We start from the raw sequence: 14,196 nt of genomic DNA, 5'->3' as shown, positions 1-14,196 counted from the left end.
TGAAAGGCTCAGCCTTCGAGTGTGGCGCCCGCGGCCTTGACCAGCCGCGCATATTTGTCGACCTCGGCACGCACGAAGGCGTCGAAGCTCTTGGGCGTGCCGGGCTCCACCGCGCTGCCCTCCGCCTCCAGGCGATCGCGCAGCGGCCCTTGGCCGGTGATGCGGCCGATCTCGCCCGCCAGCCGTTCGACCACCGCATCGGGCGTGCCGCGCGGGGCGAAGTAGCCGCCCCAGAGGCTGAAGGCGAAGCCCGGCAGCGTGTCCGACACCGCGGGCACGCCAGGCAGCGCGGCAATGCGTGCGGGCTTGGAGACGGCCAGTGCCCGCACCTTGCCGCCCTTCACGTGCCCGACGATGGACGAAGCGCTGGCGAAGAAGAACTGCACCTGCGCGCCGATCAGGTCGGTGATGGCCTGGCCCGCGCCCTTGTAGGGGACGTGCGTCATCTGCGTGCCGGTGCGCGCGGCCAGTTCGGCGGCGGCCAGGTGGCCCGGCGTGGCCGTGCCCGACGAGGCGTAGGCCACGCTGCCCGGCCGCTCGCGCGCAGCCTGCACCAGATCGGCCAGGGTTCTGAACGGCGAGGCGGCGGGCACGGCCAGCACCAGCGGCGCATCGCCCACCAGGGCCACGGCGCGCAGATCCTTGAGCGCGTCGTAGCCCGGGTTCTTCATGGCGGCGCCGTTGATGGCGATCTCACCCGTCTGCCCCATGAGCAGCGTGTAGCCGTCGGCCGGCGCGCGCGCAGCCAGCCGGGTGCCCAGCGCGCCGCTGGCACCGGGGCGGTTGTCCACCACCACGGGCTGGCCGAGCGCGCGCGCCAGCGGCTCGCCGACGAGGCGCGCGAACACGTCGCCCTGCCCGCCCGGCGCGTAGGGCACGATGACGGTGAGGGGCTTGTTCGGGTAGCCGTCCTGGGCACGGGCCCAGCCGGCCAGGGCCAGCGCGGTGGAAGCGCCCACGAAGCTGCGGCGGGACAAGGTGTGTTGCATAGCGTGTCTCCTTCAGTTTTCCACGGCGCTGCGCGCCACCCACACGGCATGAAACTGGCGCACCCCATGCGCAGGCAGCCGCGCAAGGGCCGCCCCGCCGCGCTGGCTGCGTCCCCCTTCCCTTAGCGCGCAGCGCGTAGAGAGAAGGGGGAAGACGCGAAGCGTCTCAGGGGGTTGTCGTTTCATTTCAGTTGCATGCCCGGCGCGGCGGCTACGTTGCGCCACAGCGCCAGCTCCTTGCGCAACTCCTCGCCGAACGCGGCGGGCGTCAGGCGCACCGGGTCGGCGCCCTCGTGCTGCAGCCGGCCCTTGACCGGTTCGGCGGCGGCCGATTCGTTCACGGCGCGGTTCAGTGCCTCGACGATGGGCGCGGGCGTCTTGGCGGGCGCCAGCACGCCCCACCAAGTGGTCACGTCGTAGCCCGGCACGCCGGCCTCGGCCAGCGTGGGCAGGTCGGGGAACAGGCGCGAGCGCTTGGCGCTGGTCACGGCCAGCAGGCCGAGCTGGTTGTCCTTCAGGTGGCTCTGGATCGTGGGCACGGTGGCGAAGAACAGGTCCACGCGCCCGGACAGCAGCTCCACCGTGGCCGGGGCGCTGCCCTTGAAGGGCACGTGCGTCATCGCAAGGCCCGTCTTCTGGCGGAACATCTCGCCCGCCAGGTGGTTGATGCTGCCGTTGCCGGCGGAGCAGAAGTTCAGCCCCTCGGGCCTAGCCTTGGCCGCCGCCACGAGCTGGGCCACGCTGCCCACGCCGAGCTGCTTGCTGGTGACGACCAGCAGCGGGCCGCGACCGATCATGGCCACGGGCGCGAAGTCCTTCACCGGGTCGTAGGGCAGCTTGGGCTCCACGGCCGCGTTGGTGGCGAAGGTCGATGTGGCGAACAGCAGCGTATAGCCGTCCGGCGCGGCCTTGGCCACGGCCTGGGCGCCGATGGCGCCGCCCGCGCCGCCACGGTTGTCCACCACCACGGGCTGGCCCAGCCGCTCGGCCATGTTCTTGGCGATGTCGCGCGCGATGCTGTCGGTGCCGCCGCCCGCGGCGAAGGGCACGATGAGCGTGATGGCGCGCGCGGGCCAGGGGGCCTGGGCCACGGCGGCCAGCGGAACGAGGGCGAGGCCGGCCAGGGTGGCCTTCCAGCGGGGGATGAACATGCGCAATCTCCGTAGCAATCGAATGCCGCGCATCGTCGCGGCAACGCGCTTGGCTGTAAATTGCAAAGATCTGTTGGATTGATTTGCTTTGCGCATGAATTTCGACCTTTCCGACCTGCGCGCCTTCGTCGCCGTGGCCGACCTCGCCAGCTTCCGCGCCGCCGCCGAGGCGCTGCACCTGTCGCAACCCGCCCTGTCGCGTCGCGTGGACAAGCTGGAGCAGGCGCTGGGCTTTCGCCTGCTGGAGCGCAGCACGCGCAAGGTGGAGCTGAACGCCATGGGCCGCGCCTTCCTGCCGCGCGCGCGGCACGTGCTGGCCGAGCTGGGGGGCGCGTTGCTGGGCATGGCCGACCTGGCCGAGCGCATCCACGGCCTGGTCACCGTGGCCTGCATCCCCTCGGCCGTGGACAACTTCGTGGCACGGGCCGCGCGCGGTTTCCAGCAGCGCTTTCCGCGCATCCGCCTGCGCGTGCTGGACCAGCCGGCGCCGGAAATCCTGATGTCGGTAGCGCGCGCGGAGGCCGACTTCGGCATCAGCTACCTGGGCACGCAGGAGCCCGACCTGGACTTCGACCCGCTGGTGGACGAGCCCTTCGTGCTCGCCTGCCGCCGCGACCACCCGCTGGCGCAACGCCCGGAAGTCAGCTGGGCCGAACTGGCCGCGCACGATTGCATCGCGCTGGCGCCGGGCAGCGGCAACCGGCTGCTGATCGAGCAGGGCCTGGCCGGCAGCGGCGCCCGCCCGCGCTGGCACTGCGAAGCGCAGCACGTGCCCGCCGTGCTGAGCCTGGCCGAGGCGGGCGTGGGCGTGGGCGCGGTGCCGCAATTGGCGCTGGCCGCAGGCACCTCCCTCGTCGGCGTGCCGCTGGTGGCCCCGCGCATCGCGCGCAGCGTGGGCGTGGTGCGCCGGCGCGGCCGGCCGCTGTCGCCTGCGGCACAGGCATTTTTCGACAATTTGAATGAAATAAGCCTCCAGCGCTTACCCGTCAAGCGCAAGCAGCTACGAAAGAAATAGCACATGACGCACGCCCCCGTACAAGAAACCGCGCATGCCCTGCCGCACGGCATCACCCTGCACTGCCGCGTGGCAGGTGCGCCGGGCCGCCCGCTGCTGCTGTTCCTGCACGGATTTCCCGAGGGCGCTTTCGTCTGGGACGCGCTGCTGGCCCGCTTCGCCGATCCGGCCCATGGCGGCTACCGCTGCGTAGCGCCGTTCCTGCGCGGCTACGCGCCGTCGAGCGCACCCGCTGCACAAGCCGACTACCGCCCCCGGCTGCTGGTGCAAGACCTGGCCGCGCTGATCGCCGCCGAGGGCGGGCGCGCCTCGGCCGTGGTGGCGCACGACTGGGGCGGCGCGCTGGCGTGGAGCCTCGCCAACCAGCACCCGGCGCTGCTGGAGCGGCTGATGGTGCTCAACGCGCCGCACGCGGGCACGTTCCTGCGCGAGCTGCAAACCAGCGCCGCCCAGCAGCGCGCCAGCGCCTACATGCACTTCCTGCGCCGTCCCGATGCCGAGGCGCTGCTGGCCGAGGACGGCTTTCGCCGCCTGTTCAACTTCTTCCGCCGCGCCGACGGCAATGCGCCCGGCTGGCTCACGCCCGAGTTGCGCGCGCGATACCAGGCGCTCTGGAGCGCGGGCCTGGCCGGCCCCTGCCACTACTACCGCGCCAGCCCGCTCAGGCCGCCGGCTGCGGGCGACGAGGGCATCCACGCCCTGCAGCTGCCGCCGGAGATGCTGGCCGTGCAGGCGCCCACGCGCGTGCTCTGGGGCATGGACGACCCCGCCCTGCTGCCCGGTTTGCTCGACGGTCTGGAGCAATGGGTGCCGCGCCTGCAGGTGCGCCGCGTGGAAGGTGCCACGCACTGGATCGTGCACGAGCAGCCAGCGCTGGTGCAGTGCGAGCTGGCCGCCTTCCTCGCGGAATGATTCATTTCTGATAGCTGGTTGCGCTTGCTGGACAAGCGCTGGCACCGTTTTTCTTCAATAAAGCGGCGGCTGCCCCTCGGGCCGCGTCTTGAAGCGCCGGTGCACCCAGTAGTACTGCGCGGGCATGGTGCGGATGGCCGCCTCCAGCTCGCGGTTCATGCGCGCGGTGTCGGCCACGTGGTCGTCGGTGGGGAAGTGTTCCCACGCGGGCGTGAGTTCGGCCACGTAGCCCTCGGGTGTCATGCGGCTGTAGAGCGCGACGACCTTGGCGCGGCCCAGGCGCGCGAAGCGCGAGAGCGAGGGAATGGTGGCCGCATCGGGCACGGCGAAGAAGGGCACGAAGACCGAGTCGGTGGGCCCATAGTCCATGTCGGGCAGCAGGTACAGCAGCCCGCCCTTGCGCAGGCACGAGACGATGGGCTTGACCCCGTCGGCGCGGTTGAGCATGCGCACGTTGCCGAAGCGCTGGCGCCCGCCCATGAACCAGGCGTCCAGCACCGGGTCGGGGTTGGTGGCGAAGATCGAGGTGAATTCGCGCGTGGTGCTCAAAGGCAGCGCCAGCCCGCCCGCGTCCATGCTGTAGAAGTGCGGCGCGAAGACGATGGTGGGCGTGTCGCCCTCTAGCTCGTGCACCGCGCCAGTGAGCTGCACGCGGCTGCGCACCACCGATTCAGGCGCGGACCAGAGCCAGCCCCGGTCGAGGAAGGTCTGGCAGAACACCTCGAACGACTCGCGCGCCCAGGCGCGGCGCTGCGCTTCGGGCACGTCGGGAAAGCACAGCGCCAGGTTGCGCAGCGCCACCTTGCGCCGCGGCGCGGCCAGCACGAACAGCACCCGGCCGATGAAGGCGCCCAGTGCGCGCAGCGCGGGCAGCGGCAGGCGGCCCAGCAGATTCAGCAGCGCGATGCCCACACGTGATGCCAGCCGCGACGTCACGCGCCCGTCTCCACCGTGTGCGCCTCGGCGCGCGGCTGCTTGTAACGGGCGTAGCCCCAGAGGTACTGCCCGGGGCTTTGGCGGATGAGGTGTTCCATGGCTTGGTTGATCTGCCGCACGGCGGCGTCGAGTGTAGGGGCCAGGGGCTCGGGCAGATCCTCCAGATGCAGCACGTAGCCACGCCCGCTGGGCAGGCGCTCGCAGCGCGCAAGGATCACGGCGGCGCCCGTCTGCTGCACAAGGCGCGCGGCCAGCGTCATGGTGTAGGCGTCGCGGCCGAAGAACGGCGACCACAGGCCCTGCCCCTGCGGCGGCACCTGGTCGGGCAGCAGGCCCACGGCGCGGCCCGCGCGCAGCGCCTTGAGCATCTGGCGCACGCCCTGCAGCGTGGTCGGCACCGCGTGGATGCCGGGGCGGTTGCGCGCCGTCTGCATCACGCGGGCCAGCCAGGGCTGGCGCGCGGGGCGGTAGAGGATGGTGAAGGGGCCGTGCTCGGGCGCCCAGCGCCGCGCCCCCTCTTGCACCGACATCTCGAAGCAGCCGATGTGCGGCGTGAGGAAGACGATGCCCCGCCCCGCCTCCCACGCGCGCTCCACGCATTCGGCACCGCGCACCTCGCACGGCGGCAGCGCCGGCGCGAGCCACAGGCGCGGCGCTTCGGCCACCATGCGGCCCGCGTGGCCCACGGCCGAGCGCACTTCGCGCAGCCGGTAGCCTGCGCGCGCGGCGTTCTCCAGAAAGCGCCGCCGGTACGTGGCCGAGGCGCCGAACGCCACCCACCCCAGCAGCGCGCCGATGGCGTGCAGCAGCCGGAGCGGCAGTGCGGAAAGGAAGCGGAAGACAGATGGCATTAAAATGGCGGACGTCGCCGAGTTAACTGAGCAACTTGCAGGGCGACGTTAAACACAACTGCTAAAGCGTTCGCCACAGGCTCCTCAAGGACTGCGGGCAACGCCCAAAAGTGCTGAACACAGGAGTTTATTCAAATGGCGAACGATTTCCTCTTCACCTCCGAATCGGTTTCCGAGGGCCACCCCGACAAGGTGGCCGACCAGATCTCGGATGCGATCCTCGACGCGATCTTCGAGCAGGACCCCCGCTCGCGCGTGGCTGCCGAGACGCTGACCAACACCGGCCTGGTCGTGCTGGCCGGCGAGATCACCACCAACGCCCACGTGGACTACATCCAGGTGGCGCGCGACACCATCAAGCGCATCGGCTACGACAACACCGACTACGGCATCGATTACAAGGGCTGCGCGGTGCTGGTGGCCTACGACAAGCAGAGCAACGACATCGCCCAGGGCGTGGACCACGCGAGCGACGACCACCTGAACACCGGCGCGGGCGACCAGGGCCTGATGTTCGGCTACGCCTGCGACGAGACGCCCGAGCTGATGCCCGCGCCCATCTACTACGCGCACCGCCTAGTCGAGCGCCAGGCACAGCTGCGCAAGGACGGCCGCCTGCCCTTCCTGCGGCCCGACGCCAAGAGCCAGGTGACGATGCGCTACGTGGACGGCAAGCCGCACAGCATCGACACCGTGGTGCTCTCCACCCAGCACCACCCCGACCAGAGCGAGACACCCACCAAGATGAAGGCCAGCTTCACCGAGGCCATCATCGAGGAGATCATCAAGCCCGTGCTGCCCAAGGAGTGGCTGCAGGACACCAAGTACCTCATCAACCCCACGGGCCGCTTCGTCATCGGCGGCCCGCAGGGCGACTGCGGCCTGACGGGCCGCAAGATCATCGTGGACACCTACGGCGGCGCCTGCCCGCACGGCGGCGGCGCGTTCAGCGGCAAGGATCCGACGAAGGTGGACCGCAGCGCCGCCTACGCTGCGCGCTACGTGGCCAAGAACATCGTGGCCGCAGGCCTGGCACGCCAGTGCCAGATCCAGGTGGCCTACGCCATCGGCGTGGCGCGGCCGATGAACGTCACGGTCTACACCGAGGGCACGGGCGTGATCCCCGACGAGCAGATCGCGCAATTGGTGCTGGAGCACTTCGACCTGCGGCCCAAGGGCATCATCCAGATGCTCGACCTGCTGCGCCCGATCTACCAGAAGACCGCCGCCTACGGCCACTTCGGCCGCGAGGAGCCCGAGTTCACCTGGGAGAGGACGGACAAGGCTGCCGCGCTGCGTGCAGCGGCCGGGCTGTAAAGCCCGGCAATCCGCGCCAGCGGATTCGGCAGCCTTGCGGCGCAGGCTCATTTCGCGCAGCGAAGTGAAGGCCCGCAGGGCCGGGCCGAAGCCACAAAGCCCAAGCGCTGCGTGCAGCGGCCGGGCGGTAAGCACACGCCCCGCTCCTACATCGCCCTGGCCGCCACACCGACGGCCGGATGGTGCCCGGCTCCCTATCGTTGCTCCCGTAACGAAAGGGAACTGCCATGCTGAAGTACGCCATCATCTTCGCCATCATTTCGCTCATCGCCGGGGCGCTGGGCTTCACCGGCGTGGCCGCGGGCTCGGCCGCCATCGCCAAGGTCCTGTTCGTGCTGTTCCTGGTGCTGGCCGTCGTGTTCCTAGTGCTGGCGCTGCTGGGCATCGGCGCTGCGCGCAAGGCGCTCAAATGACGGCGGCGGCCGGGCGCGGCCGCGCAGTTGCCTACACTGCGGGCTCTGCACGACCGCTTCCGCGCCATGTCCGTCCACCTGCTCGCCATCGATCCCCAGAACGACTTCTGCGACCTGCCCGCTGAGGGCGCCGCAGCGCCCACGCTGCCCGTGCCGGGCGCGCATGCGGACATGCAGCGCCTGGCCGCGCTCCTCCGCATGCAGGGCGGGCGCATCGGGAAGATCACCGTCACGCTGGACTCGCACCAGCGCTACGACATCGCCCATCCGCCGTTCTGGCAGCGCGGCGACGGCAGCGATGTGCCGCCGTTCACGCCCATCACCGCAGCCGAGGTCCGCGCCGGCGCCTTCGCTCCGCGCGACGCCCAGGCGCTGCCGCGCGTGCTGGCCTACCTGGACGCGCTGGAAACGCAGGGCCGCTACACGCTCATGGTGTGGCCCGTGCACTGCGAAATCGGCAGCTGGGGCCACGGCGTGCACGCCGACGTGCTCGCGGCCTGCGGCGCATGGCAGGCACGGCAACTGCGCGCCGTGCATCACGTGTTCAAGGGCATGAACCCGTGGACGGAGCACTACAGCGCCGTGCAGGCCGAGGTGCCCAACCCGGCCGACCCCGCCACGGCCCTGAATACCCGCCTGCTGGAAGACCTGGGCCGCGCCGGCCTGCTGCTCATCGCCGGCGAGGCCAGCAGCCACTGCGTGCGCGCCACCACAGAACACATCGTGCAGCACCTGCCGCGCATCGCGCCCGGCTGGAATGCCAGCCGCCTCGTGCTGCTGACCGATTGCATGAGCCCCGTGGCAGGCTTCGAGACGCAGCACACAGCCTTTCTCGACGCCATGCGCGCGCAGGGCGCACAATTGGCCAACTCAAGCCAAATCAGCCTCTAGCGCTTATCCAGCAAGCGTAAGCAGCTCTCTTTTTTGAATCATGTACGACACCGCCATCCTCATCGGCCGGTTCGAGCCCGTCCACGCCGGCCATGTGGCCCTGCTGCGCGAGGCGCTGGCGCGCGCGCAACGGGCCATCGTCATCGTCGGCTCAGCCTACCAAGCGCGCACGCCCAAGAACCCCTTCACCTGGCAAGAGCGCGAGGCCATGCTGCGCGGCAGCCTGCCCTTGGAAGACGCCGCGCGCCTCAACGTGCTGCCCGTGCGCGACTACTACGACGAGCCCATCTGGGCGCACGCCGTGCGCGAGGCCGTCGCACGGCTGGCCGGGCCGCAGGAGCGCATCGCCCTCGTGGGCCACTTCAAGGACGCCACCAGCAGCTACCTGGACGCCTTTCCCGACTGGGAACTCATCCGCATGGAGCGCCAGGGCGGCATGGACGCCACCACCCTGCGCGATGCCTACTTCGGCGCCACGCCGGACACCGTGGCCGCGGCGCTCGCGCCGCTGGCCGCGGACATTCCCCCTGCCACGCACCGCCTGCTCGAGCAGTTCGCGCGCACGCCCCACTACGCCGCGCTGCAACAGGAATGGCGCATGCTGCGCGACTACCGCCAGGCATGGGCCGACGCGCCCTACCCGCCCATCTTCGTCACCGTGGACGCGGTGCTGCGCTGCCGGGATCACGTGCTGCTCATCCGCCGCGCCCACGCCCCCGGCAAGGGCCTGCTGGCCGTGCCCGGCGGCTTCATCGAACCGCGCGAAACCCTCTGGCAGTCCTGTCTGCGCGAACTGGCCGAGGAAACCCACTGCGCCGTGCCTGAAGCCACTCTGCGCGCTGCGCTGCGCGCCGTGACCGTCTTCGACCACCCAGACCGCAGCCAGCGTGGGCGTACGATCACCCACGCGCACTATTTCGACCTGGGCGACGCGCGCTTGCCTGCCGTGCGTGCGGACGACGACGCCGCGCAGGCGCAATGGGTGCCGGTGGACCACCTGGCGGGCATGGAAACGTCGTTCTTCGAAGATCACTTTCATCTGCTCGATCATTTCCTGGGCCTCACGGCGCCCGCCTGAGCGCCTCGGACCATTCCAAAAAAGGGGGTGTTTACACTGTCACATCCCTCTTGACCGGTCCCGCCTCACACCGAGGGAGCCAACGCATCGCAATGACCTCCATGCCAAATAAAGAAAAACGGGCCAGGTACTTTTCTTACGTGTTTGCCCTGATGCTCATCCTGGCCGTGCTGGGCGTCTACCTGCCCGGCCTGCAGAACGATCTTCTGTTCGACGACACGTCATTGCTCAAGAACCGGGTCATTTTCAACACCTACGGCAACCTGCTGGAGTTCAAGCAGCGCATGGTGTCCTACGGCAGCTTCGTCTGGGTCGAGCAATTGGCCGGGCCGGGCTACTGGAAGCAGCGCCTGGTCAATGTGGCGCTGCACCTGGGCGCCGTGGCAGCCATGTATGCGCTGCTCAAGACCCTGCTGGTGCACACCCGCTTCCCGGAGAGCATCGAGGCGCAGGAACACTTTGCCGCGTCCCGCATCGCCGCCGTGCGGGTGGGCACCGCACTGTTCGCGCTCCACCCGGTCGCCGTGTATGCCGTGGGCTACCTCATCCAGCGGTCCATCCTCATGGCAACCCTGTTCGCGCTGCTCGCCTGTTTGGCGTGGGTGCGGGCGCTGGCCACCCAGCGCTGGCTCTGGTACCTGGCGGCCGTGCTTTGCTACGCGCTGGCGGTGCTGTCCAAGGAGCACGCCGTCATGACGGCCGCCATCGCCGTTCCGCTCTACATCTACGTCCGGCGCCCGGGCTGGAAGAATGTGGCAGCGGTGGTGGGGGGCGCCCTGCTGCTCCTGGCCGCTGCCGCCGCTGTGCTCCTGCACTTCTACAGCGGGCTGGTGGGCCGCCTCTTCGATGCGCAGTCCCTGGCCTATGCCCAGCAACTGGAAGCGCTGCAGCCGGGCATCAGCCAGCACATGTATCCCTTGAGCGTCCTGAACCAGGCTGCGCTCTTCCTTGCCTATGGCCTGCGGTGGATCGTTCCGTACCTGGGGTGGCTGTCCATCGACCTGCGGCCGGCGTTTCCCCTGAGCCTCGCCTCCCCATGGCACATCGCGGGAGCCATCGGCTATCTCGCCCTGTTCGCGGGTGCCGCATGGCTGTTGCTGCGGCGCACGGGGCCCCTGAGCCTCGCGGGGCTGCTCGTGCTCTTTCCGCTGCTGTGGTTCTTCACCGAATTCGCCACCGTCTGGGTGCAAGACCCCTTCGTGCTGTACCGCAGCTACCTCTGGGCCACCACGCTGCCCGGCCTGCTGGCCATCCTGCTCACCGGCCTGCGGCCGCGCACCATCTACGCCCTGGGCGCCATGGCTGCCCTGGTGCTCGGCACGCTGGCATTCGAGCGCAACCTATCGCTGCACAACGAACTCACCGCCTGGACAGACGCCGCAGAAAAAACCGACGCAGCAGCCCCGGCCAATGCCGTGGGCCGCAGCCGCCCCTATGTGAACCTGGGCAACTACTACCTGCAGCAGCAGATGCTGGACCAGGCGCAGCGCAACCTGTCCATCGCGAAAACCTTCGGAGACCGGGGCGAACTGGGCGGCACCGCGCTGTTCAACTCCGGTGTCATCCTCCAAATGAAACGCCAGGACGCCGCGGCGCTCCAGGCGTTCTCGCAAGCACAAGCGCTGGGCTACACCAGCCACGCCCTGCACTACCACCGGGGCGAATCCCTCGCTGCCCTGGGCCAACTCGCCACGGCCCACCAAAGCTACAGCACAGCGCTGAGCCTGGCCGAAAAGAGCACAGACGCCACGAAAGACCAACTGCTCCTCATGCGCGTGCGGCAGGCGGAAATCGCCATGGCCGCACAAATGTATGACGAAGCCATCCGCGACTTCCGGGCGCTGTGGCGGCTCAACCCTCGCGAGCCCCGCTTCGTCCTCGGCCTGGGGATGGCCTACGTGGGCAAGAACGATGCGCAAGCCGCCATCAAGCTCTTCGACCAGCTCATCGCCCACAACCCCGCCGACGCCCAGGCCCTTTACGGCCGGGCCCTCGCCTACCGCCAGTTGGGCCAGCAAGCCGCCAGCCTGCGCGACCTGGACCAGGCGATCAAGATCCATCCCCAGAACCCGCAATACACCCGCATGCGTGAAACCTTCGCGGCCCAGAAGCAGTAGCAGGCAGCCGTGGCTCTTCGCGTTCTACACATCGGCAAGTTCTACCCGCCCTACCGGGGCGGCATGGAAGTGTTCCTGGCCGACCTGATCGGCGCCCAGCGCCAGGCGGGCATCGACGCCTCGGCCCTGGTGCACGGCACACCGCAAGCGGATGACCCGCCCTGGCTGGTGCGCGTGCCGGTGCAGACGCAACTCGTCTACGCCCCCATCGCCGTGGGCTTCCGCTCCGCGCTGGCGCGCGCCATCGCTCACTACAGGCCCGACGTGCTGCACCTGCACATGCCTAACAACTCCGCGCTCTGGGCACTGACCCTGGCCGAGGCGCGCGCGGTGCCGTGGGTGGTGCATTGGCACGCCGACGTGGTGCTATCGACCATCCGCCCGACCCTGGCACTGGCCTATCGGCTCTACCGGCCATTCGAGCAGGCCGTGCTCAAGCGGGCGCAACGCGTCATCGTCACCTCCCCGCCCTATCTGGAAGCCAGCGAACCCCTGGCACCGTGGCGAGAGAAATGCGCCGTCGTCCCCCTTGGACTATCCCTCCCCGCCCAGAACAGCCCAACCGCCTCTCTTCCCTGGCGCAACGGCACGCTGCGCCTGCTATCCATCGGCAGGCTGGCATATTTCAAAGGCTTCGAGACACTGATCCAAGCCGTCTCCGGGCTGAAGAACGTGGAGTTGCTGATCGTGGGAGACGGAGAACTGCGCAGCGAACTTCAGGCGCTGATCGAAGCCCACACCCCCACCGGCCAGCCCCCGAATGTGCGCCTGCTGGTCGATGACTCCCAGAAAGACGCCTTGCTCCGCACCTGCGACGTGTTCTGCATGGCTTCGCGCGAGCGCACCGAATCCTTCGGCCTGGTTCTACTGGAAGCCATGCAACACGCACGGCCGTGCATCGTGTCGGCACTGCCGGGCTCGGGCATGCCCTGGGTAGTTGCCACGGCAGGCGCCGGCCTGCAGGTGCCAGTGGAAGACATACCCGGCTGGCAGGCTGCCATCGAGCATGCGGGAAACAATCCCGCATTGCGCACCCAATGGGGTCAAGCTGGGCAGCAGGCTTTTAGACAGCATTTTTCCATCACCGCTTGCGAAAACGGCGTTTTCGCGCAATATGCCCTGGCAGCACCGGAAACAGGTCACCGATCAGCACACAGACGCGACGTGCTGATCGTCATCCCCGCGCGCAATGAAGCCGCCGCCATCGGCGCGGTGCTCCAACACCTGAAAACCGCTGGCTGGGACAACGTGTTGGTCATCAACGACCAGAGCACAGATGAAACCGGTGCCATTGCGCGCGCTGCCGGAGCGCAGGTGCTCAACCCAGTGCTCCCCATGGGTGCATGGGGTGGAATGCAAGCAGGCATCCGCCATGCCCTGCGCCATGGCTACCAGGCCGTCATCACCATGGACGCCGACGGCCAGCATGAGGTAAGTGAAATTCCCACACTGCTCCAGTCGCGCCATGAAGCCGACTTGATTGTTGGCGCCTACCCCGAACGCGCCAGCCGATTGCGCCAAATTGCCTGGCAATGGTTTCGCCAACTGGCAGGATTCGACCTGCGCGATCTGACCTCCGGCTTCCGACTCTATAACCGAGACGCCATGACCGTGCTGGCTTCCCGCGAAGCCACACTGCTCGATTACCAGGATCTGGGCGCCCTGTTGTTGATACGCCGGGCTGGACTGACCATTCAAGAAGTGCCTGTGTCGATGAACCCGCGCGCCGAGGGAAAGTCACGCATCTTCAACTCTTGGTTCAGCGTACTGAAATACATGGCAGCCACGACGCTGCTGTGCATGGCGAAATGAGAAATCCTCAACAGGCAGGATCAAAAAAACAAAAAACAAGCCCAACCATAACCGCCCCAATACACCAAAGAGTCCGCTTTAAACAATTCAGCTCTTAGCCGCAAGCTAGTTGGCGCTTGACCGCAGCGGCGATCAATACCGCGCTGTACGGCATGACCTGTGCAGGTTCTGCTGGGTCATTACATCAGCGGATAGTGGCGCAAGTTCATCCAATGAACACTGACATCAGCCACGATGACGGGTCCAAGACAAAACCCAGCGACTCATTGCATAAGTCACCGGTACCATCACCGCACTCACCACCATCGGCGCGATCACTTCGCTGACAGCGAGGCGCTCGATAAATAATCCCAACAACACGGCTGAACCAATATACTGCAAAAAGTAGACAAGCGGATAGGCCCAAAACCCCTTCCAGGACCACTCAACATTAAAAACAAGCCTGGCATTGAAAAGATAACCAAATACAATGCCTACGATATAAGCTATCGCATACGCGGTCTGATACGCAAAAATCGTACGAAGCAACAAATAAACTGCATAACTCAATCCGGTGTTCAGCACTCCACCGATGAAAAAGCGCAGCCATCTCCCAATTCTTTCTCCCTTATCCGAAGCAATTGCCTTACTCACGACCTAAGGAAGGTCTGCACAACCCTGCCGCCACCCGCGTGATGTGAGACATTGCCGACATGAAGCAAATGAGCCTGGGCG

Annotated in this window: 13 protein-coding genes; 8 read left to right on the top strand and 5 right to left on the bottom strand. The window is 68.0% G+C overall.

Translation table 11 applies throughout. From position 1 onward, the window contains the following. Positions 1–8: 8 nt before the first annotated feature. A complete protein-coding gene (locus AVS7_RS13770; RefSeq protein ID WP_020228993.1) occupies positions 9–989 on the bottom strand; it encodes a tripartite tricarboxylate transporter substrate binding protein in 981 nt (326 codons plus the stop codon). 182 nt (positions 990–1,171) lie between these two features. After that, positions 1,172–2,140, bottom strand: coding sequence for a tripartite tricarboxylate transporter substrate binding protein (locus AVS7_RS13765; protein WP_020228992.1), 969 nt, complete (start codon positions 2,138–2,140; stop codon positions 1,172–1,174). A gap of 94 nt (positions 2,141–2,234) precedes the next feature. On the opposite strand from AVS7_RS13765, the gene AVS7_RS13760 reads away from it, so the two are divergent. Then, entirely contained in the window at positions 2,235–3,155 is a 921-nt protein-coding gene (locus tag AVS7_RS13760) for a LysR family transcriptional regulator (protein ID WP_020228991.1), read from the top strand. Between the two features lie 3 nt (positions 3,156–3,158). After that, entirely contained in the window at positions 3,159–4,067 is a 909-nt protein-coding gene (locus AVS7_RS13755; protein WP_020228990.1) for an alpha/beta fold hydrolase, read from the top strand. Positions 4,068–4,121: 54 nt separating this feature from the next. On the opposite strand, the gene AVS7_RS13750 is transcribed toward AVS7_RS13755, so the two are convergent. Together AVS7_RS13750 and AVS7_RS13745 are read right to left on the bottom strand one after the other, a co-directional pair. Beyond that, positions 4,122–4,991 (bottom strand): lysophospholipid acyltransferase family protein, encoded by an 870-nt coding sequence (locus AVS7_RS13750; RefSeq protein ID WP_034690980.1) that lies wholly within the window; start codon positions 4,989–4,991, stop codon positions 4,122–4,124. A gap of 8 nt (positions 4,992–4,999) precedes the next feature. Further along, positions 5,000–5,854 (bottom strand): lysophospholipid acyltransferase family protein, encoded by an 855-nt coding sequence (locus AVS7_RS13745; protein ID WP_020228988.1) that lies wholly within the window; start codon positions 5,852–5,854, stop codon positions 5,000–5,002. A gap of 135 nt (positions 5,855–5,989) precedes the next feature. On the opposite strand from AVS7_RS13745, the gene metK reads away from it, so the two are divergent. From metK to AVS7_RS13715, 6 genes are all read left to right on the top strand, one after another. Beyond that, positions 5,990–7,171 carry a methionine adenosyltransferase gene (gene metK / locus AVS7_RS13740; protein WP_020228987.1) on the top strand — a complete coding sequence of 394 codons (1,182 nt, stop codon included), beginning with the start codon at positions 5,990–5,992 and terminating at the stop codon, positions 7,169–7,171. Between the two features lie 227 nt (positions 7,172–7,398). Continuing rightward, positions 7,399–7,584 (top strand): DUF1328 domain-containing protein, encoded by a 186-nt coding sequence (locus tag AVS7_RS13735; protein ID WP_020228986.1) that lies wholly within the window; start codon positions 7,399–7,401, stop codon positions 7,582–7,584. Between the two features lie 66 nt (positions 7,585–7,650). Then, positions 7,651–8,475 (top strand): cysteine hydrolase, encoded by an 825-nt coding sequence (locus tag AVS7_RS13730; RefSeq protein ID WP_020228985.1) that lies wholly within the window; start codon positions 7,651–7,653, stop codon positions 8,473–8,475. Between the two features lie 40 nt (positions 8,476–8,515). Next, positions 8,516–9,553: a bifunctional nicotinamide-nucleotide adenylyltransferase/Nudix hydroxylase gene (locus tag AVS7_RS13725; RefSeq protein ID WP_020228984.1), complete on the top strand. Its 1,038-nt coding sequence runs from the start codon at positions 8,516–8,518 to the stop codon at positions 9,551–9,553. 101 nt (positions 9,554–9,654) lie between these two features. Continuing rightward, positions 9,655–11,670 carry a tetratricopeptide repeat protein gene (locus tag AVS7_RS13720; protein WP_049696926.1) on the top strand — a complete coding sequence of 672 codons (2,016 nt, stop codon included), beginning with the start codon at positions 9,655–9,657 and terminating at the stop codon, positions 11,668–11,670. Between the two features lie 63 nt (positions 11,671–11,733). Next, entirely contained in the window at positions 11,734–13,482 is a 1,749-nt protein-coding gene (locus AVS7_RS13715; RefSeq protein ID WP_020228982.1) for a glycosyltransferase, read from the top strand. A 225-nt stretch (positions 13,483–13,707) separates the two neighbouring features. Here the strand turns inward: AVS7_RS13715 and AVS7_RS23855 are convergent, their stop codons facing one another. Beyond that, positions 13,708–14,115 (bottom strand): GtrA family protein, encoded by a 408-nt coding sequence (locus AVS7_RS23855; RefSeq protein WP_024001575.1) that lies wholly within the window; start codon positions 14,113–14,115, stop codon positions 13,708–13,710. Between the last annotated feature and the right edge of the window lie 81 nt (positions 14,116–14,196).

Source organism: Acidovorax sp. MR-S7 (assembly GCF_000400995.2).
Classification (GTDB): Bacteria; Pseudomonadota; Gammaproteobacteria; order Burkholderiales; family Burkholderiaceae_C; genus MR-S7.
This window is presented reverse-complemented; position numbering and strand designations above follow the sequence as displayed.